The sequence below is a fragment of the Enterococcus sp. DIV2379 genome (genome assembly GCF_050542965.1).
GTDB lineage: Bacteria > Bacillota > Bacilli > Lactobacillales > Enterococcaceae > Enterococcus_D > Enterococcus_D entomosocium.
Genome location: NZ_CP172938.1, coordinates 3,016,119 through 3,042,685, shown reverse-complemented (window position 1 = coordinate 3,042,685; position 26,567 = coordinate 3,016,119). Strand labels below are relative to the sequence as shown.

General features: G+C 44.2%; 25 protein-coding genes and 1 other annotated feature. Of the genes, 17 read left to right on the top strand and 8 right to left on the bottom strand.

What is annotated here, in order from left to right; translation table 11 throughout:
• Window positions 1-125 precede the first annotated feature (125 nt).
• The 6 genes from IGI92_RS13925 (at window position 126) to IGI92_RS13900 (ending at window position 5,799) form a co-directional block, all read left to right on the top strand.
• On the top strand, window positions 126-725 hold the full coding sequence (locus tag IGI92_RS13925) for an MptD family putative ECF transporter S component (RefSeq protein WP_005233871.1): 600 nt from the start codon (window positions 126-128) through the stop codon (window positions 723-725).
• Window positions 722-1,423 (top strand): energy-coupling factor transporter transmembrane component T, encoded by a 702-nt coding sequence (locus tag IGI92_RS13920; protein WP_008379524.1) that lies wholly within the window; start codon window positions 722-724, stop codon window positions 1,421-1,423. The genes IGI92_RS13925 and IGI92_RS13920 overlap by 4 nt, the downstream gene beginning before the upstream one ends.
• The gene (locus tag IGI92_RS13915) at window positions 1,420-2,856 is read left to right on the top strand and encodes an ABC transporter ATP-binding protein (protein ID WP_086316578.1); all 1,437 of its coding nucleotides are present in this window, start codon (window positions 1,420-1,422) and stop codon (window positions 2,854-2,856) included. The genes IGI92_RS13920 and IGI92_RS13915 overlap by 4 nt, the downstream gene beginning before the upstream one ends.
• 141 nt (window positions 2,857-2,997) lie before the next feature.
• A complete protein-coding gene (locus IGI92_RS13910) occupies window positions 2,998-3,705 on the top strand; it encodes a response regulator transcription factor (RefSeq protein WP_034878320.1) in 708 nt (235 codons plus the stop codon).
• Window positions 3,695-5,053 (top strand): sensor histidine kinase, encoded by a 1,359-nt coding sequence (locus IGI92_RS13905; RefSeq protein WP_301387896.1) that lies wholly within the window; start codon window positions 3,695-3,697, stop codon window positions 5,051-5,053. Before IGI92_RS13910 ends, IGI92_RS13905 begins: the two co-directional genes overlap by 11 nt.
• Before the next feature lie 107 nt (window positions 5,054-5,160).
• The gene (locus IGI92_RS13900) at window positions 5,161-5,799 is read left to right on the top strand and encodes a PepSY domain-containing protein (protein ID WP_061053303.1); all 639 of its coding nucleotides are present in this window, start codon (window positions 5,161-5,163) and stop codon (window positions 5,797-5,799) included.
• A gap of 68 nt (window positions 5,800-5,867) precedes the next feature.
• On the opposite strand, the gene IGI92_RS13895 is transcribed toward IGI92_RS13900, so the two are convergent.
• Window positions 5,868-6,038 carry a hypothetical protein gene (locus IGI92_RS13895; RefSeq protein WP_008379536.1) on the bottom strand — a complete coding sequence of 57 codons (171 nt, stop codon included), beginning with the start codon at window positions 6,036-6,038 and terminating at the stop codon, window positions 5,868-5,870.
• Window positions 6,039-6,128: 90 nt separating this feature from the next.
• Window positions 6,129-6,563, bottom strand: coding sequence for an acyl-CoA thioesterase (locus IGI92_RS13890; protein WP_008379539.1), 435 nt, complete (start codon window positions 6,561-6,563; stop codon window positions 6,129-6,131).
• Between the two features lie 189 nt (window positions 6,564-6,752).
• Window positions 6,753-6,957 (top strand) — a binding site (T-box leader).
• Window positions 6,958-7,445: 488 nt separating this feature from the next.
• On the opposite strand from IGI92_RS13890, the gene hisS reads away from it, so the two are divergent.
• From hisS to IGI92_RS13870, 4 genes are all read left to right on the top strand, one after another.
• The gene (hisS, locus tag IGI92_RS13885; RefSeq protein WP_034872142.1) at window positions 7,446-8,744 is read left to right on the top strand and encodes a histidine--tRNA ligase; all 1,299 of its coding nucleotides are present in this window, start codon (window positions 7,446-7,448) and stop codon (window positions 8,742-8,744) included.
• 11 nt (window positions 8,745-8,755) lie between these two features.
• A complete protein-coding gene (aspS, locus tag IGI92_RS13880; protein ID WP_016612881.1) occupies window positions 8,756-10,531 on the top strand; it encodes an aspartate--tRNA ligase in 1,776 nt (591 codons plus the stop codon).
• A 156-nt stretch (window positions 10,532-10,687) separates the two neighbouring features.
• Window positions 10,688-11,563: a YitT family protein gene (locus tag IGI92_RS13875; protein ID WP_005233887.1), complete on the top strand. Its 876-nt coding sequence runs from the start codon at window positions 10,688-10,690 to the stop codon at window positions 11,561-11,563.
• A gap of 198 nt (window positions 11,564-11,761) precedes the next feature.
• Window positions 11,762-13,630, top strand: coding sequence for an acyltransferase family protein (locus IGI92_RS13870; RefSeq protein ID WP_061053302.1), 1,869 nt, complete (start codon window positions 11,762-11,764; stop codon window positions 13,628-13,630).
• A 78-nt stretch (window positions 13,631-13,708) separates the two neighbouring features.
• On the opposite strand, the gene dhaL is transcribed toward IGI92_RS13870, so the two are convergent.
• The 4 genes from dhaL to IGI92_RS13850 all read right to left on the bottom strand — a co-directional run bounded on the left by dhaL (window position 13,709) and on the right by IGI92_RS13850 (window position 18,242).
• Complete coding sequence (gene dhaL / locus IGI92_RS13865; protein WP_005233893.1) at window positions 13,709-14,314, bottom strand: dihydroxyacetone kinase subunit DhaL; 606 nt, start codon at window positions 14,312-14,314, stop codon at window positions 13,709-13,711.
• Between the two features lie 14 nt (window positions 14,315-14,328).
• A complete protein-coding gene (gene dhaK / locus IGI92_RS13860) occupies window positions 14,329-15,312 on the bottom strand; it encodes a dihydroxyacetone kinase subunit DhaK (protein WP_008379550.1) in 984 nt (327 codons plus the stop codon).
• The gene (gene dhaM / locus IGI92_RS13855; RefSeq protein WP_005228160.1) at window positions 15,309-15,713 is read right to left on the bottom strand and encodes a dihydroxyacetone kinase phosphoryl donor subunit DhaM; all 405 of its coding nucleotides are present in this window, start codon (window positions 15,711-15,713) and stop codon (window positions 15,309-15,311) included. Before dhaM ends, dhaK begins: the two co-directional genes overlap by 4 nt.
• Window positions 15,714-15,917: 204 nt before the next feature.
• Window positions 15,918-18,242, bottom strand: coding sequence for an HAD-IC family P-type ATPase (locus IGI92_RS13850; protein WP_008379554.1), 2,325 nt, complete (start codon window positions 18,240-18,242; stop codon window positions 15,918-15,920).
• 259 nt (window positions 18,243-18,501) lie between these two features.
• Between IGI92_RS13850 and queG the strand changes: the two genes are divergently transcribed.
• Window positions 18,502-19,677 carry a tRNA epoxyqueuosine(34) reductase QueG gene (gene queG, locus IGI92_RS13845; RefSeq protein WP_008379556.1) on the top strand — a complete coding sequence of 392 codons (1,176 nt, stop codon included), beginning with the start codon at window positions 18,502-18,504 and terminating at the stop codon, window positions 19,675-19,677.
• A gap of 39 nt (window positions 19,678-19,716) precedes the next feature.
• On the opposite strand, the gene IGI92_RS13840 is transcribed toward queG, so the two are convergent.
• Window positions 19,717-20,073 (bottom strand): hypothetical protein, encoded by a 357-nt coding sequence (locus IGI92_RS13840; RefSeq protein ID WP_008379558.1) that lies wholly within the window; start codon window positions 20,071-20,073, stop codon window positions 19,717-19,719.
• Between the two features lie 165 nt (window positions 20,074-20,238).
• On the opposite strand from IGI92_RS13840, the gene IGI92_RS13835 reads away from it, so the two are divergent.
• The 6 genes from IGI92_RS13835 to IGI92_RS13810 all read left to right on the top strand — a co-directional run bounded on the left by IGI92_RS13835 (window position 20,239) and on the right by IGI92_RS13810 (window position 25,630).
• Window positions 20,239-21,114 carry an SPFH domain-containing protein gene (locus IGI92_RS13835; protein ID WP_008379560.1) on the top strand — a complete coding sequence of 292 codons (876 nt, stop codon included), beginning with the start codon at window positions 20,239-20,241 and terminating at the stop codon, window positions 21,112-21,114.
• A gap of 3 nt (window positions 21,115-21,117) precedes the next feature.
• Window positions 21,118-21,615 carry an LURP-one-related/scramblase family protein gene (locus IGI92_RS13830; protein ID WP_005233908.1) on the top strand — a complete coding sequence of 166 codons (498 nt, stop codon included), beginning with the start codon at window positions 21,118-21,120 and terminating at the stop codon, window positions 21,613-21,615.
• A gap of 19 nt (window positions 21,616-21,634) precedes the next feature.
• Window positions 21,635-22,507 (top strand): fructokinase ScrK, encoded by an 873-nt coding sequence (scrK, locus tag IGI92_RS13825; protein ID WP_002347415.1) that lies wholly within the window; start codon window positions 21,635-21,637, stop codon window positions 22,505-22,507.
• Window positions 22,508-22,605: 98 nt separating this feature from the next.
• Entirely contained in the window at window positions 22,606-23,355 is a 750-nt protein-coding gene (locus tag IGI92_RS13820) for an alpha/beta fold hydrolase (RefSeq protein ID WP_008379569.1), read from the top strand.
• A gap of 107 nt (window positions 23,356-23,462) precedes the next feature.
• The gene (locus IGI92_RS13815) at window positions 23,463-24,425 is read left to right on the top strand and encodes a rhodanese-related sulfurtransferase (RefSeq protein ID WP_016612875.1); all 963 of its coding nucleotides are present in this window, start codon (window positions 23,463-23,465) and stop codon (window positions 24,423-24,425) included.
• Between the two features lie 266 nt (window positions 24,426-24,691).
• On the top strand, window positions 24,692-25,630 hold the full coding sequence (locus IGI92_RS13810) for a 2-dehydropantoate 2-reductase (RefSeq protein ID WP_086316570.1): 939 nt from the start codon (window positions 24,692-24,694) through the stop codon (window positions 25,628-25,630).
• 160 nt (window positions 25,631-25,790) lie between these two features.
• Here the strand turns inward: IGI92_RS13810 and IGI92_RS13805 are convergent, their stop codons facing one another.
• A complete protein-coding gene (locus tag IGI92_RS13805; RefSeq protein ID WP_430607258.1) occupies window positions 25,791-26,540 on the bottom strand; it encodes a MurR/RpiR family transcriptional regulator in 750 nt (249 codons plus the stop codon).
• Window positions 26,541-26,567 lie beyond the last annotated feature (27 nt).

Below are 26,567 nucleotides of genomic sequence, written 5' to 3'. Positions count from 1 at the left end.
GATAAGCATATCTCCCCATAAAAACGTCTGCTTTGTGCTATACTGAGGCTTTGTAAAAATAAGTTTGTACAAGCAAGCAGCAACGGTTTTTTCATTGATTGCTTGCAAGAAGGAGCGTATACGCAGTGAAAAAACTAAAGGTTCAAGATTTAATTGCAGTGGGGATCTATACAGCGATCTATTTTCTTTTAATGAGCGTCTGTCTATTGATTTTGCGTTTTGTGATCCCAGGTTTTCATAATTTATTTATTCCAGCAGTCACCGCTTTGTTTTCTGGCATTATCTATCTGATTTTATTGAATAAAGTACCGAAATTTGGCGCAATCACCATTATGGGTACCGTGGTAGGGCTCTTTTTTTTGATTTCAGGACATTTTCCATTGGCCTTTTTGCCCAATATGATTTGTGCCTTAACAGCTGATTTGATTCAATACAAAACAAAGCTCAAAGAGAACGTTCGCGTACTGGCGAGTTATATCGTCTTTAGTTTTGGCTTGATGGGCCCGATCTTGCCCCTGTGGTTTATGAAAAATGCCTACATCGATTCATTAGTGGCTCGCGGAAAAGATGAAACCTACATTGCCGGTGTGTTTGCTCATACCTCCAATGTGATGTTGGGGCTTTGTGCATTGGCCGTTTTGATTGGTGCGGTGGCTGGTTTAGGCATTGGTAGCCGCTTGATGGAAAAACATTTTCAACCAACGATCCAATCGCATAAAGGGTGAGGAATGTGTCGAAAACAAGGTTTGATCCCCGCAGCAAATTGGCGGTGATTCTCTTTGCTAGTTTTACTATGATGGTGTCCATTAGCTGGATCGATGAGTTTGTCTTTGTCACGTTCTTGCTGCTGCTATTTTTAGTCAGCGGCTTTTGGAAAAAAGGCCTGATGTTCTATGGCGTGTTTGTCTTGCTGACACTGGCAGATAGTTTTTTGTTTCGCCAAGGAAACCACCTATTGATCGTGTTGCTGGATTTCTTTTCCGTCGGTTATCGCCGCTTATTGCCAACGATCATGGCGGCGGCTTTTGCCATTAGTGGGACGAAGAACAGTGAGTGGATGGCGGCGTTGCAAAAAATGCACGTGCCCAATGTATTATTAGTCCCGCTGGCAGTCTTATTTCGTTTTTTTCCCACATTGGTACAAGATTTCAAAAGTATTCGCCAAGCGATGCGCTTTCGCGGCATCTCGCTGTCGGCAGGATCGATCTTGCTTCATCCACTGCAAAGTGCGGAGTATTTTTTGATCCCATTACTGATGTCGGCTGAAAAGACCGCAACCGAACTGTCGGCTACGGCGCTGGTTCGCGGGTTAGCATCAGAAACTCCCCATACCACCGTCCACGAACTGAAGCTGCGCTGGTGGGATGGCTTGGTCTTTTTAGCATTAGGCGGCTTTATCGTGAAAAGGATGTGGCTTGGATGATCACACTAGAACAAGTGTCAGTGAAACGAGAAAATCGAACCGTATTATCTGAGCTTTCTTTGACAGTCGCAGCTGGGGAAGTTATCGTTTTGTGCGGCGCTAGCGGCAGCGGAAAATCGACCTTGCTCAATGTTTTGAATGGCTTGATCCCTGAGCTGTATCCCGCCGAAGTGCAAGGAAAGATCCGTGTCGGAGAAACAGACTTGCCAGTTGCCGATTTCTCCCATTATGCCCAGACGATTGGCGTCGTCTTTCAAAACCCCAAGACTCAATTTTTCACCACGGATGTCTATTCGGAGTTAGCTTTTTCGATGGAAAATGCGGGCGTCGCACCAGAAAACATTCGGCAGCGAATCACCGAAGTAGCACAGCAGTTTTCCCTGACCCCGTTGCTTGATGCTAGTGTCTTTGACCTATCTGGTGGGGAGAAGCAGCTGATTGCTCTCGCTGCAGCCACGATGCTGCCCCATGATGTGTTCTTATTGGATGAGCCTTCCAGTAATTTGGATCAAGAAGCGATCCAAAAGTTGACTCAAGGATTGGCTTCTTTAAAACAACAAGGGAAAACCATTGTGATCGCCGAACACCGCTTGGCGTATTTGGCGCCACTGGCAGACCGCTTTTGCTTATTAGAAGCAGGGCGGTTGCGGGCGTCCTATCCAGCAGCTCAGCTGTTGTCACTGCCCGAGGAGGCAATTCACGAGTTGGGATTGCGAAAAGTAGGCGAGGCGGCATTGGAAAATCAGCACTGCCGAGAATCTTTGCCAGAAAAGTCTGGATTAAGGGCAACGCATCTGCAGATCAAGCAATCGAAACGCTCAGCAAACAGCAGAAATTGGGCGCTTAACTTGCCTGAACTACAATTGCCGACGAAGCAAGCTGTGGGGATCGTTGGACCAAATGGTGCTGGCAAAAGTACGTTGGTGCAAGTCCTGTCAGGATTGAAAAAATGTCCAGAAGCAGTATTTGCCATCAATGGACAAAAGCGGACCCAAAAGCAGCTGCTGCAGGAAAGCTTTCTTGTGATGCAGGATGTTAACTTGCAGCTGTTTTTTGAAACGGTGGAAAAAGAGCTGCTGATCAAAGCCCAAAACCCAGCTCGTTTTGAAGAAATTGTCTCATTGTTGCACTTAACACCACTCCTTGCCCGACATCCGCAAAGCTTGTCGGGTGGGGAAAAACAACGAGTTGCGATTGGCAGTGCCTTGCTTTCTGGCAAACGTTTGTTGTTTTTCGATGAACCAACGAGTGGATTAGATTTGCAGCAAATGGAGGAAGTCGCAAAACTACTGCGAATAGTTGCCAAAGAAGTTGATTTATTAGCCGTGATCAGTCATGATCGTGAGTTTTTAGCTGAAACATGTCCTTACATGATTCAACTCGAAAAAGGAGAACTTGTTGGCACGTATCAGCTGGCAAAAAATATGGAATAACTGAAAGACGGAGTGAACCTTGGTTCATGCCGTCTTTTTTTGGTCGAACATGAAAAAATCTTCATGTTTTTTTCTTTCAATCAGTTAGGAAGTTTTGAAAAAATCCGTTATGATAGAAGCAAAACCAGAGGAGGAGCGCATATGACTTTGAAGATCTTGCTAGTAGAAGACGAAGAAAGTTTAGCCAGTTTTATCCAGTCCGAATTGACTTTTGAGGGATATGGCACGGTCTGGGCCAAAGATGGGCAAGAGGCATTGACCTTGTTCAATCAGCAAGCAAATGCTTTTGATCTGATTTTATTGGATTGGATGCTGCCAATCTATGATGGCATCACAGTGGCGCGGCGGATACGCAAAGAAAGCGACATCCCGATTTTGATGATGACCGCCAGAAATCAAACCGCCGATGTGGTGACGGGGCTTGATGTTGGGTTAGATGATTATTTAACGAAACCTTTTGAAATCGAAGAACTGTTTGCCAGAATTCGCGTGATCGAGCGGCGGCTGCAAAGAGAAGCCAAACAACAAAAGAACCAGCAAAACCAATTAGTGGCGGGGGAGCTGATGATGGACATCGCCAAGCACTTGGTTCAGGTTGCCGGTGAAACCATTGAGTTGACGCCCAAAGAGTTTGGGATTTTATATGAATTGATGAAAGAGCCGGAAGTCGTCAAAACCAGAGATGACCTATTGAATGAGATTTGGGGTTATGAATACGACGGTCAAACGAATGTTGTAGATGTCTATATCCGTACACTGCGGAACAAGCTGGATGTTTGCGGCAAAGGCAAAATGATCGCAACCGTTCGAGGATTAGGCTATGTCTTGAGGACCGACCATGAAGAATAAGTCAGTCAACCAACGTAGAAAAACAGCCCAGTTTCAATTGACGAGCCGCTTTTCCTTGATACTCTTTGGTCTGCTGATTCTCTTCAATCTGCTGTTTATTTTATTATCCGTAGGTTATTTGTTTGAACATATCGAAAATCGTGCCAGCAACATTCTTGAAGCCATCGAAAAAGGCGAGGCATCAGGGGATACCTGGGACACTCTCGTCAATGCCTATGTTTCGGCAGATGAAGAAGACGCCCTGCAAGTGATCTTAGCCGATGGCAGTGTCGTTTCATCAGAAGATGCGGAAGAGATTTTTGCCGATATCAATCAAGGACGAGTGATGCCATTTCTCGAAGACATCGTTTTTACAGAGGATGGCATCTATTACACGAAAACCCAAGAAGTCGATGGGGATCAGGTGACGATCGCTATCAATGGGGAGGATAGTGTGGAATTAGCCTATGGTCTCTTTATGATCAGCAGTTTCTTGAATCTGATCGCTGTTGTGATTGGCAGCCTGCTGATTTATTGGAGTGTCGGGAAATGGAGTCAGAAACTTACCGGCATGGCGCAAGAAATTGCTGCCATTGAACAAAGCCGACAAGGAGAATTGTCAGTGTCTGAAGAACCCATCGAGATTCGTTCGGTGGCCTTGGCGTTCAATAAATTGTTGAAAGAACAGCGTGAGACGATCGAACGGGAAAAACGATTCGTTGCCGATGCTTCCCATGAGCTGCGCACACCTTTGGCTGCGATTCGCGGACATGTCCAATTGATCCAGCGGCGTGGAACCAAACATCCCGAAGTCATTCCTTCCTCGATGGCATTTATTGACAAAGAGTCGAAGCGTTTGGAAACATTGAGCAATCAATTGCTAGACCTAGAAAAAAATCAATCCCAAGAAGAAATGACCCTTGTTAATGTTTCCCAGATCGTCCGAGAAGAGTGTGAAAAACAAGCGACGATCGTTCCGCAATCGATTGAATATTTTGTGGAGAACCAATGTATGAAGCGAGGACATAAACGTGACTTCCAGCAAATCATCCAAAACCTGTTAGAAAATGCCGCGAAGTATTCGCCTGTTGATCAGCCGATTCATGTGACCTTGACACAAGAGCAAAGGCAGTTGTCTTTAACCGTCGTCGATTTTGGCATTGGGATTCCCGATGATAAGAAAGCCTTGATTTTTGAACGGTTCTATCGGGTAGAAGATTCTCGTTCTAGCCAGATTGCCGGTTCAGGCATTGGGCTTTCACTGGTAAAACAGCTGGCAGACAAATATCATGCCAAAATCACCGTGACAGACAATCAACCGCAAGGCAGTATCTTTAAGCTGGCCTTTCCAAATGAAAGAGAAAGATGAAGATTTTTTTAGATTTTCTTCAAGCAATTTTGATTCTTTTTCTTTGGGAACTTGTTATTCTAAATATATAGAAAAAAGGAATACACAAACAATTGGAGGAATGAAACATGAAAAAAACAACTATTTTATTCGGAATTGCCGCATTAGGGTTATTGGCAGGATGTACACAAAACAACACGGGAAATTCAGAACCTGCGCAAAACAGCAGCTCAAGCACAGCAGTTGCCTCATCAAGTGAAACAACCTCATCACAAGCAGCGGACAGCTCTTCAAGCAGTGCAGCGATCGCCAATGGGGGCTTGCCTACGGTGACCGTAGAAGAAGCGATCCAAGTATTCCAAGACAAATACCCAGATGCAGCGATCACTTCGATTGATTTGGATACTTCTTTTGGCAATTACTTCTACCAAGTAGAAGGCGTGGATGAAACGAATGAGTTTGAATTAAAGATCGATGCAGAAACCAAAGAAACTTCTGAAGAAAGAACGGAAAAATTGGATGCCGATGAACAAAACGGTGTCAAAAAAGATGCCGATCAATTGGACCTAACCAACTTGCTTTCATTGGAAGAAATTTCTGATATCGCCGTGAAAGAAGCTGGCGGTGGTCAAGCAACAGATTGGTCATTAGACAAAGAAATGAATGTAACCTATTGGGAAGTCAAAGTAGAAGATGGCAACAAACAAACAGATGTGAAAATCAATGCCCAAACAGGTGAAGTACTTGAAACAGAATTGGATGACTAATCCTTTTACGCAGTAAAAAAGATAAGCCGCTATCGTCTATGCGCAAAAGACGATAACGGCTTATTTCTTTACGTATGCTGTTTGACTTCAGTTAACGGTTTGACGCGACCACCAATTTTATCTGCAAATGCTTCGGACTGCTTCCGATCTTCAAAGACCCATAACTTGTCTGGAATTTTTTCACGAGTGCGACGACCATCTTTGCCAATGTAACCATGCAAAACTTTAATCACGTACATCGCCATCATCCTTCCCTGAAATTACTTTTGATTATACGAAAGCCGTTTCAAAAAGCAAGGATTTTGACTTAAATGAGTGATCAGAATTGATTATTCTCCTGACAGGGCAGCATAATCAGCAAATCGTTGATGGATTTCAGGAAAACTACGCTTCAGCTGCACGATGCGATTGGTCTCTTTTGCTAAAAAACAATGCTTTGAAGTCCCCGTCGTAGCCAACTGACCATCGCTAGTTTTGTAGATCTCATAGCGAAAATCCAAACGCGTGCCCGTATATTTGTCGACCAAAACATCGATTCGCACCTCATCTTCGTAACGAATCATCGTTTTGTATTGCGCACTGACTTCCAGCACGGGAACGATCAAGCCAGCTTCTTCGATCGTATGATACGGTAAATCCAAAAACGCCAGTAATTCCACGCGGGCCTCTTCAAACCAGCGGATATAATTGGCGTGATGGATGATCGCCATTTGATCGGTCTCATAGTAGTGTGGTTGACGGATATAGCCTGAATATAAAGACATAAAAACAGCTCCTTTCATAGAAACAAAACCTTCGTTATTCAGCATAACGCAAAAAGAAAGAAAAGCAAACAGAAGGGTAACTTCTTTGCGTTGACTACTAGAGAAAACGCTACTTGAAAGCAGCGGAGTGAAAAAGACAGTGAAACACCTTGACTTTTTCATAGCTTTCTTGTAGTTTATAGATAATATCAAAAATCAGTGAAGGATCGAGTACTTTATTCTATTCCTTAAAAGAGAAAACTGCCCCGGCTGAAAGCAGTTTAGGACGTGTAAAGGAAAGACAATCTGGAGATGAACAGAAGAAAAGCTGTTCCGTGACCGAGCGTTAATCGAGAGGAGAAGAACATTTCTCGAATTTAGGTGGTACCGCGTGTAATCAAAACTCGCCCTTGTATAAAAAAACAAGGGCGAGTTTTTTGCTGTGAATCACTATGATTGGCTTGCGGAGCAAGACAGAATAGATGATGAACAGTACTAGGCGACCACAGGGAGCGTAGTAACCATACTAGGAATCACTGGGGTTGGCTTGCGGAGCAAGACAGAATAGATGATGAACAGTACTAGGCGACCCTAGGGAGCGTAGTAACCATACTAGGAATCACTGGGGTTGGCTTGCGGAGCAAGACAGAATAGATGATGAACAGTACTAGGCGACCTAGGGAGCGTAGTAACCGAACTAGGAATCACTGGGATTGTCTTTTGGAGCAAGACAGAATAGATGATGACCAGCAGCAACCAACCACTAAAAGCGCAATAACCCAAAAGCCAAACACGAGAACAACCCACCCATATCAACGAGCAACAAGCAATAGGTGAATAAGCAAACAAGTAATGAAAGCAAAGAACATGGGCAACCATGAAACAAATAGGAGGATGCATACGATGAGTTACCAACGTCCAAAAGGAACCAACGATATTTTGCCAGGAGAATCCGAAAAATGGCAATTTGTGGAAGAAACAGCACGTTTAGTGTTTCGCGATTACCAATTCAATGAGATTCGGACACCGATTTTTGAGCACTTTGAAGTGATTGCCCGCAGTGTCGGGGACACAACGGATATCGTTTCAAAAGAAATGTATGATTTCTACGATAAAGGAGAGCGGCATGTGACGTTGCGTCCAGAAGGCACCGCACCGATCGCTCGTTCTTATGTCGAAAACAAACTATTCGGACCAGAACATACGAAGCCTTATAAAGTGTTTTACATGGGACCAATGTTCCGTTATGAACGTCCGCAAAAAGGCCGTTTGCGTCAATTCCACCAAATCGGTGTCGAAGTTTTCGGTTCAGCAAATCCAGCGACCGATGTTGAGACAATGGCGATGGCAATGGATTTTTATCGTCAATTAGGACTGAGTCAATTGCGCTTGGTCATCAATTCATTAGGTGACAAAGAGACACGCCAAAACTATCGTCAAGCGTTGATCGATTATCTAGCGCCCCATGAAGCGGAGCTTAGTGAGGATTCAAAACGCCGCTTGCATGAGAATCCTTTGCGGGTCCTTGACAGCAAAGACAAGCGAGACCAAAAATTTGTGGCAGATGCGCCATCGATCTTAGACTACTTAACGCCAGATGCCAAGGCACATTTTGAAACCGTAACGAGTATGCTGGATGCGTTGGAGATCCCTTATGAGGTCGATTCGAATATGGTGCGTGGTCTGGATTATTATACCCACACGATTTTTGAGATCATGAGTGATGCACCAAAAATGGGGGCGCAAGCCACCATCTGTGCCGGCGGTCGTTACAATCATTTAGTGGAAGAGCTAGGTGGACCAGAAACACCTGGTTTTGGTTTTGCTTTGGGGATCGAACGTTTATTGATCACTATGGAAGCCGAAGAAGTTGTGATTCCTGCTTTGAATGAGTTAGATGCGTATGTGGTTGGTCTGGGACAAGAAACCAATTTAGAAGCGCTGAAAGTCGTGCAAGCGATTCGTAATTTCGGCTTTTCTGCCGATCGTGATTTCATGGATCGTAAAGCCAAAGCCCAGTTCAAATCTGCTGATAAACAAGGGGCACGGTTGGTTCTGACTCTAGGCGAAACAGAATTAGCAGAACAAGTGATCAATATCAAATCCATGGCAAGCCGTGAAGAAAAACAATTTCCGTTAGCGGATCTTTATGCCCGCTTCGATGAGATCTACGATGAAATGACAACCAAAATGTTTGAGTGAGGAGAAAAAGAATGACAAAACGTACAGTATATTGCGGGTTAGTAAATGAGACCCATTTAAACCAGACAGTGACACTAAAAGGCTGGGTGCAAAAGCGCCGTGACTTAGGTGGCGTGATTTTTATTGACTTGCGCGACCGGGAAGGGATCGTGCAAATCGTCTTCAATCCTGAGGTTTCGAAAGAAGCCTGGGAAATCGCGGACAAATGCCGCAGCGAATATGTATTAGAAGTAACAGGTCAAGTAATCAATCGTGCACCAGAAGCCATCAATCCGAAAATGGTGACAGGTGCCTATGAAGTGATGATCAGCGAAATCACGATTTTAAACACTGCAAAAACACCAGCCTTTTTGATTGAAGATGATCAAACCGTTGGCGACGAGATTCGCATGAAATACCGTTATTTAGACTTGCGTCGTCCAAAAATGACGAACAACATCGTGATGCGGGCGAAAACGACGCAAGCGATCCGCAATTTCTTAGACACGAACGAGTTCTTGGATATCGAAACACCTTATCTAGGAAAATCAACACCAGAGGGCGCGCGGGATTATTTGGTTCCTTCACGGATCTATCCAGGTCATTTCTATGCGTTGCCGCAATCACCACAAATTTTTAAACAGTTATTGATGGGCGCCGGCTTCGATCGCTACTATCAAATCGTACGTTGCTTCCGTGACGAAGATTTGCGGGGCGACCGTCAACCAGAATTTACCCAAGTCGATATCGAAACCTCTTTCTTGACGGCAGAAGAAATCCAAACCTATACGGAAGAGCTATTGGCAAAAGTGATGCGAGAAGTCAAAGGCATCGAAGTTACCTTGCCATTCCCACGGATGACCTATGATGAGGCAATGGGACGCTACGGCAGTGACAAACCAGATACACGGTTTGACATGGAGCTTATCGACTTATCAGAAGTTGTGAAAGACGTTGATTTTAAAGTCTTCCAAATGGCTCTTGAAAAAGGCGGCGTTGTGAAAGTCTTGAATGCCAAAGGGGCTGCAGACAAATACTCAAGAAAAGACATGGACAATCTAGGCCATTACGCTGGCCAATTTGGTGCCAAAGGATTGGCATGGGTCAAAGTTGAAGAAGATGGATTGAAAGGACCGATCGCTAAATTCTTGACGGAAGCAACCGACGCGATTATTGCAGCAGCCAATGCGGAAGTTGGCGATATTCTGATGTTTGGTGCCGATTCCTTTGAGATCGTTTCAGCAACGTTAGGTGCGATTCGTAATAAATTAGGAAAAGAATTAGGCTTGATCGACGAGAGCAAATTCAACTTCCTATGGGTTACTGACTGGCCGCAATTTGAATACGATGAAGAAGCAGGCCGCTATGTTTCTGCTCACCATCCATTCACATTGCCAAAAGAAAGCGATCTGCCATTGTTAACGACAGACCCTTCAAAGGTCTATGCGCAAGCCTACGATATCGTGCTAAACGGTTACGAGTTAGGTGGCGGATCATTGCGTATCCATACACGGGAAGTGCAAGAGCAAATGTTTGAAGCGCTGGGCTTCTCACGTCGCGAGATGCAAAATCAATTTGGCTTCTTATTGGATGCTTTGGATTATGGTTTCCCACCACATGGTGGCATCGCCCTTGGGTTAGACCGGTTAGTGATGCTCTTGGCTGGTGAAGAAAACATTCGCGAAGTCATTGCCTTCCCTAAAAATGGGAAAGCGGCTGATCCAATGTCACAAGCGCCAAGTACCGTTTCGCCAATGCAACTGTTTGACTTGAGCATTGATGTAACAACGGTTGAAGAAAACGAATAAGCGTTAAACCCATGATGAAATGAGTGATGAAATAGAAATTGGTGAATGAATGAAAAAAGTTCATGAGAATTCACCCATTTCTTTCATTGCTCGTTTCTTTTTTTATGTGCTGAAGTATAATAAAGGCAAATCAAAAAAGTGAGGCTATGAAATGCAATGACTCCTCTGTTTAAATGGCTCCCTCATCCGGAATATGCCAACAAACTTTCATTCTCGATCGTGTACGCACTGCTGGCATCGATTGCGGTCAATTTTTTCTATCAGCCGGGCAATATTTATTCCAGCGGCATTACCGGTGTCGCTCAGATCATTACTACGATCTCAAGAGAATGGATCGGGTTTTATATCCCCTTATCCCTTGCGCTATTATTGTTGAATGTGCCATTATTTTTTCTTGGCTGGTTTAAGATCGGCCACAAATTTACGATCTTTACTGGAATCACTGTTTTATTGACATCCTTATTCGTGCAAATTTTGCCAGAAGAAACCGTCACGACGGACCCGATGATCTGTGCGATTTTCGGTGGTGCCATCAATGGAGTGGGGATCGGCTATGCCTTGAAGAATGGTCTTTCTTCCGGAGGGCTGGATTTTGTCAGCATAGCCATCCGCAAACGGACAGGGAAGACGATCGGCTCGATATCGATTTTCTTTAACATTGTTATTTTGTTCGCCGCCGGAATCTTGTTTGGCTGGCAATATGCGTTGTATAGTGCAATCGCGATTTTTGTCAGTGGAAAAGTGACGGATGCGGTCTTTACGAAGCAAAAGAAAATGCAGGTGACGATCATCACTCGCAACCCAGAAGAAGTCATTCAAACGATCCAAAAACATATGCGGCGAGGCATTACCATCATCAATGAAGCCGAAGGAGCCTACAAGCATGACAAACAAACGGTTTTGCTGACGGTAGTCACACGCTTTGAACTGCCGATGCTGCGCAGTGCTATGAAAGAAGCCGATCCAAAAGCCTTTGTTAGTATTGCGGAAAATGTCCAGATTTTGGGTCGCTTTTATGAAGAAGAACTGTAAAAAAGGAGTTGAAAAAAGTATTTCTTTATAGAAGTACTTTTTTTTCGCCAAAAATTAATTTTTTTGAAATATAGCAGATGTTGCTAGCTTTATATGGGGGATTTCTGGTAAATTATGAGAGTATGGAATCAATAGCGTTCATGCTGAAATTGTTTTTTTATGAAACAATTGGATCAATTAGAGAAAAGTGGTTGAAAAATGAATAAACGTTTAAGCACAAGCCGCTATATTACCGGGTTTGACGGCATTCGAACCTTGGCAGTCATCGGCGTTATTTTATATCATTTACTACCTACTCATATGCGAGGCGGGTATTTAGGAGTTCCAGTATTCTTTGTCGTATCAGGTTATTTAATCACTGACTTGCTGAGGCAAGAGTGGGATCAAAACGGCAAAATCAAAGTCAAAGATTTTTATGTTCGGCGGATGAAACGGCTCTATCCAGGAATGGTGGTGATGCTGCTTATCTCAGCAGCGTATATCACTTTGTTCCAGCGAAACCTGCTGAATAATTTGCGCGGGGTTTTTGTTAGCTCGCTGCTGTATTACAACAACTGGTGGCAGATCAATCATGGGTTATCCTATTTTGATCGGTTCGGCAATGAATCCCCCTTTACCCATCTGTGGTCACTGGCTGTGGAGGGACAGAACTATCTGATTTGGCCTTTAGTGTTTATTTTGTTGATGAAAATCGGCAAGCAGAGGCATCGCGCCTTTAAATTTACTGCCGCAGTCACGATTTTATCGGCAATTCTGTTAGCGGTCCTTTACACACCAGGCGCTGATCCGACACGGGTCTATTATGGAACAGATACGCGGCTCTTTTCGATCTGGATGGGGAGTGCCTTAGCATTCATTTGGCCAAGTACCCACTTGAAGAAAGAGATACCGCAAAAAGCCAAACGGGTCTTAAATATCTCTGGTTTTGCTTCCTTGGCTGGTCTGATCGCAGCGTTCTTTTTCTTAGATGATCATTTGACCTTTGTCTATTATGGCGGCATGTTCTTGATCAGTATCCTATGTACGATTCTTGTGGCAGTTACCGCTCATCCCGGAGCCAGTTTGAATCGTGTATTGAGTAATCCGATTTTCAGTTATATCGGCAAGCGCAGTTATGGGATCTATTTGTATCAATTTCCAGTGATGATTTTTTACGAAGCAAAAGTGGGAAATATCGGTGAGAACGTGCTGATGCACACGTTAGTGGAACTATTCTTGATCTTGTTTATCAGTGAATTGTCCTATCGGTTTATCGAAAACCCAATGCGTAAATTCCAGTACAAAGATACATTCAGAACGGTCCGCGGTTGGTTCAGTAAACCAATTTTTAGTTGGAAAAAACCGTGGTTAGTGCCCAGCTTACTCATTACCCTCGTTGCTTTGTTTGGCGTCGTGACTGCACCGACGAATTATGTCGATGCCCAGCAGCAGCAGTTGAAAGACAACATTGCTGCCAATAAAAAAGCGGCAGAGCAATCGCAAAAGAACGCGAATGCTGAAGGAAATGAAGCGGATGATGAGGCGAACACGAGTGAAGATGAAAAAAATATCATGGAAAAGTATGATTTAACAGCAGCCCAAGTGAAAAAAGCGGAATCTCTTGAAATCACGGCTTTTGGTGATTCTGTGATGCTGGATGCAACGGCTGACTTGAAAGAAGTCTTTACCCAAGCGGTAGTTGATGGGGATGTTGGGCGCCAGCTGTATGCGAGCCCTGAATTGATCAAAGACTTGAAAGAAAAAAATCTTTTGCGGGATACCGTCCTTGTGGGGCTAGGGACGAATGGTTCCTTTACAGAAGCCCAATTTGACAGCTTTATGAACGAGATCGGTGATCGCAAAGTCTACTGGATCAATGTACGGGTACCGACACAGCGTTGGCAAAATGAAGTCAATCGGATGTTGGAGCGCATGGCGGAAAAATACGACAATATGACCTTGATCGATTGGTATGATTTGAGTAATGACCAAGAGTCCTGGTTCTATGAAGATCGGGTCCATCCAAATCCAGATGGCATGGATCAATACGTGAAGCTAGTTGCCCAAACGATTTTACAAGATGAATAAACAAGAAAAAGACAAACCTTATGCAATCATAAGGTTTGTCTTTTGTCTTAAACGGTATTTTGTAAGAGCATCGTTTTTTTAATCCTTTTCTATCACCGTTAACAAAGACTCAAATAAAATCGCACTAGAAGCCGATCCGGGATCGATATGACCGATGGCACGTTCACCAACATAAGAGGCACGGCCTTTTTTAGCCACTAGTTCTTTGGTATGCTCTTTCGCTGCTTCGATCGTGTCTTTGGTCAATTCACCTTTTTTCAAGGCTTCTGCGACAGGTTGCCACACATCGACCATCGTTTTGTCTTCAAACTCAGCTTTTCCCCGCATTTTGATGCCGGTCAAGCCTTCTTCAACGATCGTACCTAATTGTTCAAAGGAGTCGATCGTTTCTAGTTCCTTCGTTGCTTTGGTCATATTCATAAACGCCGAACCATAAAGGGGACCCGAAGCTCCGCCGACTTTTGAGATCATTGCCATCGAGAAGACTTTAAAGGTATCACTGATCGTCGTTGGCTGTTGTTTGGCATAAGCTTCTTGATAAGCGGCTACGCCGCGTGCCATATTGTTGCCATGGTCACCGTCGCCGATCGGTGTATCTAAATCGCTTAAATAGGCCTTGTTTGCTTCGATTTCTTTCGTGAAGGTATCTAACCATGCTTGCACCGTTTCTGTTGTCAATTGCATCTCTATTCGCTCCTTTACCAGGCTATTGTTGTGACGGCTTCATTTAACGCATCGGTGTGATCCGTTTCGCTGAAGTCGATCAAGGTCAGTGAAAGTCCCTGCATATCGATGGAAGTCATGAAATTGCCGACTTTATGGAAGGAGACAGGGATGTCTTTTTCTGCGAGTAATTTCGCGACATCATTGGCAAAAACGAATAACTCCATTTGCGGCGTACCACCCATACCGTTGATCAAGACACCGACTTTTTCTGGGGTCTTTTCATAATCCGCCAAGATTTTTTCCACCAACTCTTTTGCTAGTTCACGTGAGGGTTTCAGTTTTTCTCGACGGTAACCAGGTTCGCCGTGGATACCCACGCCATACTCGATCTCATCATCGGCTAAGTCAAAACCTGGTTTCCCAACTTCAGGAACTGTTGCCGCTTTTAATGCGACCCCAATGGTTTTGATCGATGCAACCAAGGCATCGCCCAGTGTTTTTAATTCACTTAAGCTGGCACCATTACGAGCAGCTGCGCCTAAAATCTTGTGGACTAAGACCGTACCGGCAACTCCTCGTTTCCCAGCAGTATAGGTGCTATTTTCAACAGCGATATCATCATCAACGACCACGATCTCCGTTGTGATCTCTTCCATTTCTGCCATATCTTTGGCCATCTCAAAGTTCAAGATATCGCCAGTATAGTTTTTGACGATCAACAAGACGCCTTGTCCTTGATCAGAATCTTGGATAGCCGTCAAAATCTGGTCGGGGGTAGGGGAGGTGAAGACATCGCCTAAAACGGCGGCGCTAAGCATCCCATCACCGACAAAGCCAGCATGGGCCGGCTCATGTCCGCTCCCACCGCCAGAAACAAGACCGACTTGTTCTTTTTGATTATTCTTAGCGATCACCCGTGAGTCGGCGACTTGATGGACCAGTTCAGGATAACTGCCTACGATACCAGCCAACATTTCTTCTACGATCATTGAGGGATCATTAATGATTTTTTTCATGCTTCATGCCATCCTTTCTCGGCTGCTTTTTTTGCTTCTGCAACGATTTGTGCCAAATCATCACTAAAACCAGCGGTGATCGCTGCAGCAAAGGCACCTTCCACCAGCGGCGCGTCGATCAGGTGATAGCGTTCTTGTTGCTGAGGTTCCAGCATGTCGTAAGCAAGTTCGGCATTCAAAACGGCACTGCCTAGATCGGCAAAGACTAAGATCAGTTCAGCATCTGCGGATTCGTTGACGGCATCCACGATTTTCGTGGCGTCAGAACCCAGCTCTCCTTCTGCTGTCCCGCCTAAAGAATAGATCGTGACTGACTCGCCATCAGCCATTTCTTCGATCATCTGTTTTAATCCTTCGGTGAGTTGCTGACTGTGAGAAACGAGTAAAATACTTTTTTTCATCCAATTTCACCAACACTTTCTGATTAAATTTGGCTGTTTGACAAGGGGGTTGCCTTTTCCAAAGAAACACCGTCCTTGTTGAAACCGCCTACAGGTTCAGTATACCAAATTTCTTTCTTCTTGTATGGTTGCACCTATGGAGAGGACAAAAAAACAGCATCGTCTTTCTGGACAAAGCAAGAAAGAGCGATGCTGCAAAATCAATTAGGATTGTTTAACGAGCACTTTGGCTGAAAAGCGCTTCGTTAGGAAAGAAAGCCCCACGTACAGGCAGATGTTCAATGCCATCATGCCAAGGAAGTAAGGCAATGTTACGGCGGTCAAGAAACCGACTTCCAGCAATCCGTGGAAAAGCATTGCTGCGACATAGATCCCCACGGTAGTGGTAATCGCTAAGAACAATCGCAATGGATTTAATGGCAAGCAAGAGCGAATCACAGCGATACAGCTGATCCCGATCAACAAATAGTACAACAAGGTCGTCGTATCAAATTGCGACCAACCGTAATCGGTTTGTAAAAAGCGGATCGCAAAGTAATTGACTAACACCAACAAGGCATTTGGCAACGCATTGAGCAAGACTGTCGGCAAGTAGCGCCCCTTGATCGGTGCTTTGTTTTCTTCAAAGGAAAGGAAGAAAGAAGGATAGCCTTCAATTGCTAAGTCGATCAATGTGATTTGGATCGGCAAGAACGGAAAGGCGCTGGATGTCAGGATACAAACCAAAGAGAGCAAGAAGCTGTAAATCGTCTTGATAAAGAAGATTCCCGACGCTTTGGTCACGTTATTGACGACGCGGCGTCCTTCAAATAAAACATCTGGCAACGTAGTAAAGTCAGAATCCAATAAGACAAAGTTAGCGATTTGACGAGCCGCACTGTCGCCAGCAGCCATTGCAATGCTGACGTCGGCTTCCCGTAGTGCCAACACATCGTTGACGCCATCACCCGTCATGGCAACGGTCCGTTGATTGGCTTTTAATTCTTGAACGAGTAGTTTCTTTTGTTCAGGAGTCACACGACCAAAGACCGTATAGCGTGTCGCAGCTTCTCGGACTTCTGCTTCGGTCGTTAAGGTAGAAAGATCGATGGCTTGATCGGCATTCGCTAGGCCTGCACGATGGGCGATCGCTGCGACAGCTATTGGATTATCGCCAGAGATCACTTTTAGATCGATGCCTTGATCCGCTAAGTAAGCCAAGGTTTCTTCTGCGTTTTGGCGGATGATATCGGATAAAATCAAGACAGCCACCGCTTGTGCGTTGGTTGGGTCAAAGGATGTTGGCGTTTTTGGATCAGTTTCTACGGCTAAAATCAACACCCGTAGACCAGCTTCTTGCGCTTCTATGACTTGCGGCAAGGCAGCAGAGCCGGCGACTTTTTCAGGTGCACCAAGATAGACATTTCCTAGATGTTCAAAAGCCACAGCACCCCATTTGCGCTGTGAAGAAAAGGCAGCGACGTCGATCGGCTGATGATCCGTTAGCTCAGGACAGCCTTGACGCAATGCTTGCATCGTCAAATTGTTATCCGTACTGGCTGCCAAATAATTCCCTAAGAGCATGTTAGGGTCGCTGTCGGCTTGGAGAGGAACGATCAATTCGAGAACCATATGGCCTTCCGTCAACGTCCCCGTCTTATCCAGACAAAGGGTATCGACATGCGCTAAGGTTTCAACGGCATACATGTCTTGGACCAAAATCCGTTTTTTTGCCAATTTAATGACACCTGTCGTCAAGGCGATACTGATCAGCAGGACAAGTCCTTTTGGTAACATTCCTAATAAGGCAGCGGCAGAAACGACGACGGATTCCTTGATCCCAGCATCTCGCATCATAAAGGCTTGGAAGAACAAAATCACCCCTAAAGGAACGATTACATAGCTGGTGAATTTGGATACACTACGGATCGAAGCAAGCAGCTCAGAGCGGATCGGTTTGTGGACCTTTGCCTCATTGCTTAGTTTCGCTGCGTAGTTTTCTGCACCGACATGAAGGACTGTTCCTGTCATTTCACCGCTGACGATGAAACTCCCTGAGAGTAAGGAAGCACCTGCTTCTTTGACAACCAGATCGGCTTCACCAGTCAGCATCGCTTCATTGACTTCGACTAGTCCAGAAAGCACAGTCATATCAGCGGGGATTTGGTCCCCAGCACCAAGAATAACTACGTCCTCTAAGACCAATTCTTTGGCTGAAATCTCATGGATTTGGGCATCTCGAATCACTCGTACCGTTTGCGGTGAAACAAGTGAGAGTTTTTTTACTAAATTACGCGCGTGCAATTCTTGGCTGATCCCAATGGTGATATTCACAAAAATAATCGCTAAGTAGAACATGTTGGAATAGGCGCCTACGGCAAATAAAAAAACGCCAATCAATAGATTGAGAAAATTGAATAATGTCAGTAAATTGTCTTTGATGATCGCAGCAGTTGATTTACTGGTTTTTGTTTCATAATCATTGTGCAACCCCTCTTGGGTTTTCTTGGCGACTTCTGCTGCAGTCAAGCCGGTGGGTAATTGAGTCATAAGCATCTCCATTTCATTTGTTCATTTCTTTCTAATTCCTTTATATAGTCTAGCATTCGAAAAAGGCAATGCAATCGTTGCGAGGAAAATAACGATAAAATTAATTAAAATCTTAAACAATCAACACGTGTTCTTTTAAAGAAAGAAAAAAACTGGGGGAACAAACCGCACCATCGACTTTTTTCAGGTGCTTACGTATAATAGGGGAAGAGAAAAAGCCGAGAAGCAGATGCTTAGCGGACAAAAGAGGGTAGCGAGCATGTCTTTAAAAGAAAAAATTATTGCAGAAAGCAAGCGGCTTGGCATTGACAAAATCGGGTTTGCTTCAGCGGAGCCGTTTTTGGCATTGGAGCCTTCCTTGCGGGAACAAAAATCCAAAGGTCATACGTCTGGTTTTGAGCATCCCGTGATCGAAGAGCGTATCTATCCTGAACGGACATTTGAAAATCCGCAAACGATCATTGCGATCGCTTTAGCTTATCCGACAAAAATCAAAGAGAAAGTCCCGCGGGATGAAAAACGCGGCATGTTTGCCCGTGCCTCGTGGGGCATCGATTACCATGATATTTTGCGAGAACGATTGGATCGCTTGATCGCCTTTATCAAAGAACAAGCGCAAACGATGGAAGAACAAGTCGAATGGCGTTTCGCACCGCAAGTCGATACAGGGGAATTGGTGGATGTGGCGGCAGCGCAGCGGGCGGGTCTTGGCTTTATCGGTCGTAATGGCTTGCTGATTACGGAAGAATTTGGTTCGTTTGTTTATCTAGGGGAGATCGTCACTAATATCTCTCTTGAACCAGATGAAGAAGTCCCGTTTGGTTGTGGTGATTGCATGCGTTGTGTGACGGCTTGCCCCACCAAAGCGTTATTGGGCGATGGTCGAATGAATGCCCAGCGCTGTTTGTCCTATCAAACCCAGACGAAGGGTATGATGCCAGAAGAGTACCGCAAAAAGATGCATAACGTGATTTACGGCTGCGATATTTGTCAGCTGGTCTGCCCTTATAATCGGGGGAAAGACTTCCATTTTCATCAAGAGATGGAGCCTGAAGTCGATACCGTTTATCCAAAACTGCAACCGATGCTGTCTTTATCAAACAAAGCCTTCAAAGCACAATTTGGCCATCTATCTGGCTCTTGGCGGGGGAAAAAACCTCTGCAGCGTAATGCCATCATCGCCTTAGCCAATGTGGGAGACCGCAGTGCCTTGCCAGCGATTTGGCGCTGTGCGACAGAAGACGTGCGCCCAGTGATTCGAGGAACGGCTTATTGGGCCATTGGCCAGTTGGGCGTCAAAGAACCAGAAATGTGGTTAGAGCGACTGCAACGGTGTGCAGAGTTAGAACCTGAAGAAGAGGCGCTACAAGAATTGCAGCCTGCCATCGAACGATTGCAAGCAGTCATTACCAAAAAGCAGGAAAAAGAGCTATAAAAAAAGCAAAACGAGCCCGGGGCCGTTTTGCTTTTTTATTTAATCTAGTACGTCATCACTTTCAACGATTTCTTCTGAATCCAGTTCAAAATCAGGTGCTGGATGCACACGTTCAGGCAGTTCCATTTCTAACTCGCCGTCTTCTGTATACTGATTGTCGGTATCGGCAACGTCAATTAAAATTTCTTCAGGAAGCTCTTGTTCTAGACGATAGCCTTCTGCATGACGCGCATCGAGTAATTCCAAAAGATGTTGCCACTCGTCTTTCGAGATCACTACAACGTCAATGCCGTCTTTGTTTTGTACCTCCACAACAGAGGAAAGATCGGTGCCGACCGTTTTAATGATCGATTCCAACGACCATTTACTCGTTTCTAAGTCAATTTTTTGTGCCATAAGAATTACTCCTTTTTTGAGAAAAATTTTGTCCTACCTTAATTGTAACGGGAAAGTTACAGAAAACAAAATAGCTTGATTGGGAATCGTCCCTGATATGCGCAAGAACATTTGCACAGCGGCTTTAACCAAGGTAAGATAAGAGCAAGAAGGGAAGGAATAAAAATGACAGAAAAACAGACATTTCATGTGAATGGGTATTTAGCACTGGTTGTGCTGATCGGGTTATTAGTTGGCGGCGGTTATTTGTTTTATCATGGGTTCGTAAATGAGAGCGTTCTCGAAATCGTTCTCAGTATTCTTTTATGGATCGTTTCGTTTCTTTTCCTTAGTTCGTTAACGATCGTACAACCCAACCAAGCCAAAGCGATCCTCTTTTTTGGGCAATATTTAGGAACCATTAAAGACAACGGCTTGTTTGTGACAACCCCATTAACCCAAAAAATCAATGTTTCATTGAAAGTTCGCAACTTTAACAGTTCGCTGTTGAAGGTCAATGATTCAGACGGAAACCCGATCGAGATCTCGGCAGTGGTGGTTTTTAAAGTTGTAGATACCGCTAAAGCATTGTTTGATGTCGATTATTACCAAGACTTCATTGAGATCCAAAGTGAAACAGCGATTCGTCACATTGCGACGCAATACCCTTATGACACGTTCAATGACGATGATCTGACGTTGCGAGGCAATACAAGTGAAGTCTCGGAGGAGCTGGCAAAAGAATTGCAGGAACGATTAGCTGTTGCTGGGGTCGAAGTCATAGAGACCCGCTTAAATCACCTCGCGTATGCGACTGAGATCGCTAGTGCGATGCTGCAGCGCCAACAAGCTAAAGCAATTTTATCAGCACGGCAAATCATTGTTGAAGGGGCCGTCTCCATGACACAAATGGCGTTAGAACAAATCGAAGACGGACAGGACATCAATTTCACAGACGACCGCAAAGTCCAACTGATCAATAATTTATTGGTGTCGATCATTACCGATAAAGGCACTCAGCCGGTGATCAATACGGGCGATGTCAAAGAGAAAGGAGTGTAGCATTTGAAGAAACTTTACATCAAACAGAAGGTTTTCAGCATCGGCGAAAAATTTACCGTGACCGATGACTTACAAAACCCTCGCTATTATGTCGAAGGCAGTTTTTTTAAGATCCCGAAAAGTTTTACGATCTTCAATGAGCAGCAGCGACCGATCGCGGAGATCACCAAAAAAGTGTTCAGTTTATTACCAAAATTTTTTGTGGAAGTCCACGGCCAAGAAGCGATCGTTTTAGAAAAACATTTCACATTTTTTAAAGCCCGCTATTCCATCAGTGCAGAAGGCATCGATGTGGACGGCAATTGGTGGGATATGGATTTTGTGGTCAACCGCAACGGCAAGCGGATCGCAGAGATCCACAAAAAATGGATCTCTTGGGGCGATACCTATGAAGTCGTGATCTATGAAGAAGATCTAGATGACCTGATCATTGCATTAGTGGTAGCCATCGATCGCGTCAAAGCAGATGATGCCGCAGCATCAAGTTCAGCAAGTAGTTAGAAAAAAAGGAGCGATGTGCATGTTATACGGTTCGATTGAAGCAGGCGGCACAAAATTTGTGTGTGCCATTGGCGATGAAGAAATGACGATCAAGGAAAGAGTGAGCTTTCCGACAACGACACCTGAGGAAACAATGCCTTTAGTCATTGATTTCTTCAAACAATACCAAGCAGATTTAGCAGGGATTGGGATTGGCTCATTTGGGCCCATCGATATCCATCGCGATTCTGCCACTTATGGGTACATTACCTCAACCCCGAAATTGGCATGGCAAAATTTTGATTTCATCGGTACCATGAAAAAAGAATTTCCGATCCCGATTTCTTGGACAACAGATGTCAATGCGGCTGCCTATGGTGAGTATGTCTTCGGCAGTGGCAAAGGATTGAGTAGTGTCGTTTACTACACGATCGGTACAGGTGTTGGCGGCGGTGCCTTACAAGAAGGGCGCTTTATCGAAGGATTTAGTCATCCAGAAATGGGGCATATGCTGGTCGTCCCTCATCCAAAAGATGACTTTGCTGGCAGCTGTCCATTTCATGGCAACTGTTTAGAAGGGATGGCCGCTGGACCAGCCATCGAAAAACGCTTAGGGAAAAAAGGACAAGAGGTTGCAGAAGATGATCCTTATTGGGAGATCGAAGCCTCCTATATTGCTCAATGTGCCTACAATACAACCTTGATGTTTTCTCCAGATGTGATCATTTTTGGCGGTGGAGTGATGAAACAGCGCCATATGCTGCAAAACGTCCACGACGCATTTGCAAAATTGGTCAATGGGTATGTCGAAACGCCTGAGTTAAGCAAATATATCGTGACCCCAGCATTGGAAGACAACGCTGGAACCCTCGGTTGTTTGGCATTGGCTCGAGAAGCGGTCTTACATTCATAAATAAAAAAAGATCATACTCTTTGGGTATGGTCTTTTTTTGCAGCGTATCAGTGGCGCTTTTGGCGACTTTTTGTATACTTAAGCTGAGGTGGAAAAGAATGAAATTAGCTGTTCGAAAAAGAAAAATCGGGAATATTCCGGTCTTAGAAGTCGTACCAGAAGAAATGATTTATGAACCGCTGCCATTGATTATTTACTATCATGGTTGGCAGACGAGCAAAGAATTAGTGTTGACACAAGGCAGAAAGTTGGCTAGAGAAGGTTTTCGGGTGGTCTTGCCAGATGCAGCCAATCATGGGGAGCGCAAGACCCAGCTATCGGAGATTCCTTCTTTAACTTTTTGGCAAAGTATCCAAACCAATCTATTTGAGTTTTCTTACTTAGTCGATTTTTTTGAAAATCTTGGTTTGGTCAACGGTCAGATCGCAGTTGGCGGTGTCTCCATGGGAGGGATGACCACGTGTGGTTTGTTATGCCAGCATCCAGAAATCACAGCGGCAGCTTGTATCATGGGTTCTCCTTCCATGTTGAAATACCGTGACCGCATCCAAATGCACGCCGGCGCTGCTGGGTTCTTTGTACCCGAGGATTATGGTCAGCTTTTAAGCTGGATGGATGCTTACGATCTGTCTTCTCAACCAGAGAAATTAGGACAGCGTCCCCTTTTATTTTGGCATGGTACCCAAGACGAGAAAATTCCTTATGCTGATGTGGAAGCCTTTGTGGCAGAAAATCCAGAAGCAAATCTGCAGTTTATCTCGCGAGAAGAACGCCATCTGGTGCGTGGAGAAACGATGGATCAAGTCACAGCTTTTTTCGTGGCAGAGCTCAATAAAACCAATCCATGACACTGTTTGCTCAAAGAAAAAGATTGTGTGAAAAGGTACAAGCATAAAACTCGTTTTTTGTCACGCGATAACCTATACTGTAGGGTGCAAAAAAAGGAGGAATTGGTTTGACATACCGCGTTTTATTATTTTATAAATATACAACAATTGAAGATCCGGAAAGCTTCGCCAAGGAGCATTTAGCATTTGGAAAAGAAATTGGCATCAAGGGCCGTATTTTAGTAGCCAATGAAGGGATCAATGGCACGCTTTCTGGAACGGTTGAAGCAACAAATCGCTATATGGAAAAAATGGAAGCTGATCCCCGTTTTAAAGGGATTTTTTATAAAATCGATGAAGTAGAAGAACATGCGTTTAAAAAGCTATTCGTTCGTCCGCGCAAAGAATTGGTTTCATTGAACCTGGAAGATGACATCGATCCATTAGAAATGACTGGAAAATATTTAGATCCTAAAGCGTTCAAAGAAGCTTTGTTAGATGAAGATACCGTGGTGATCGATGCCCGTAACGATTATGAATATGACTTAGGCCATTTCCGGGGAGCCGTTCGTCCCGATATCCGCAGCTTCCGTGAGTTGCCGCAATGGATCATCGATAATAAAGAAAAATTTATGGATAAAAAAGTCGTTACTTATTGTACTGGTGGTATCCGTTGTGAAAAATTCTCAGGCTGGTTGCTGCGAGAAGGCTTTGATGATGTGGCCCAACTTCATGGTGGTATCTTTGCTTATGGGAATGACCCAGAAGTTCAAGGCGAGCTTTGGGATGGCAAAATGTACGTCTTTGATGAACGTATTAGTGTGGAAATCAATCATGTGGATAAAAAAGTTATCGGTCGCGACTGGTTTGATGGCACACCTTGCGAGCGCTATGTAAACTGTGCCAACCCAGAATGCAATCGCCAATTTTTGACTTCTGAGGAAAATCAGGCTGCCCATTTAGGTGCCTGTAGCTATGATTGTGCCATCCACGAACACAACCGTTACGTGGAACAACATGGGATCACAGAAGCGGAAAAAGCTGAACGGCTAAAAAACTTTACAACAAACAATGAAACAGTCACTGCCTAAAACGACAACTGTTTCACAGGAAATAATTGAATAGAAGGGTCGCACGTGAGTCCGAAAACTGGTTTCGCTCAGTCAAGTTTTCAATCTTCCGTGCGACTTTTTTGAATGGACAAAATTGGAAACAACCGTTTTTTAATTATCTGAAAAATCTAACTATTCCAATTGTTCTTTTTTCTTTCCTATTGAGAAAAAACGCAAGGCTCTCGCATATTTCACGATTTTAGAGTAAACTATACCTAATTGTGGAAGAGGAAAGAGGAATTCAGATGAAAATTGTTATTGCTGGTGCAGGTGCTATGGGCAGCCGTTTTGCTATTATGCTAAAAAGAGGCGGAAATGACGTCACGTTGATCGACGGCTGGCCGGCGCATATCGAAGCGATCCGTGAACACGGATTACGAGCGAACTTAAACGGTGAAGAGATCGCAGTCCCTTTTTCGATCTATTCGCAAAATGAGATCCCAACGACTGTACAAGCAGACTTGATCCTGGTCTTTACTAAAGCGATGCAACTGGATCAAATGATGCAAACGATCAAACCGATGATCGGAGAGCAAACGAAAGTCTTATGCTTATTAAACGGGATCGGTCATGAGGACACGATTGAAAAATATGTCAGCACGGATAAAATCTTTTTAGGAAATACCATTTGGACGGCGGACTTGATTGGTCCTGGTAATGTTCGCTTGTTTGGGGATGGTTCTGTAGAACTGCAAAATATCGAACCGGGCAAAGAAGAAGATGCCCGTCAATTAGCGGCAGTCTTGGCTGATGCTGGGTTAAATGCGTCTTATTCTGAGAACATTCGCTACTCCATCTATCGCAAAGCCTGTGTCAACGGCACACTAAATGGTTTGTGTTCGATTTTAAATGTGAATATTGCCCAATTCGGACAAACCTCAACGGCGCGTGCGATGGTCCAAACGATTGTGGAAGAATTTGCGGCAGTTGCTACCCATGAATCTGTTCAACTGGATGTATCCGAAGTAGTCCACCATATTGAGGAAACCTATGATCCAGAAGGCATCGGAATGCACTATCCATCCATGTATCAAGATTTGATCAATAATCATCGCAAAACCGAGATCGATTATATCAATGGCGCAATCTCACGAAAAGGCCGCAAGTACCAAGTGCCAACGCCTTATTGTGACTTTTTGACTCAAATGATCCATGCCAAGGAAGATATTTTAGCAGCAGAGTAAACACTTCTGCGAAGGTAATAACTCTTAAAATCGCTAGCAGTCAGTAGCGATTTTAAGAGACTGCATCCAAATCATTCAGCAAAAAAGTCTTTTCGCTCGCTCATAGCAGAAACACTATGAGGGCGAAAAGACTTTTTTTATTGATTTCGAGTGAGTCTGCTTATTTTTTCTTGATGCGAATCGCATAAGAATCCAACAATATTCGAGCAATGACCGATAAGGGCAGTCGTGAGCGGGCTTCATAATCAGGGAAAAAGGAAATTTCTGATTTGAAGCCAATCAAAGAAAGCTCGACTAATTCCAGCAAGCGGCTTTCTTTTGAGGCGGTGATCAAAAGCGATCCGATTTCTTTGTCGTAACAATTTTGAGCCGCGATGACTAATTCTTCGGTTTCCCCATTTAATGAAACAAAAATCACGGTATCTTCTTTGCGTAAACGCTTACTGATCGTAGTGATAATATTGGGATCAGTGTACAACTCACAATATTTATCCACCAGTTGAAATTTTGTCTTCATTTCTTCCCCAATCAATTCTGAAAAGCCCCGTGCAAAAATAACGATTCGTTTCGCGTTGTATATTTTTTGGATCGCATCTTCAATAGTGCCCGTATCCAGCATATTTAAGGTACGAATGACTTCTTGTTCATTTTTAATAATGGAGCGACGGATCTCTTCATCCACCATCTCCACGTTTGAAAAATTCAAGGTCATATTCGATTGCTCTTTTAAATGATGTTTAAAAGAGGTGTAGCCCTCATAGCCCTTTTTCTTCATGGTTCGGACGATCGTTGTCGTTGAAACATTTGCCAGTTCACTTAGTTTGATAATCGAAAGGCTCGGAATTTCTGAAAGGTTTTGCGTAATGTAATTCCATAAAAATAGTTCTGCTTCACTTAATTTGTTGTCCATCTTGCCACCTCTTATCGCTATTTTAGT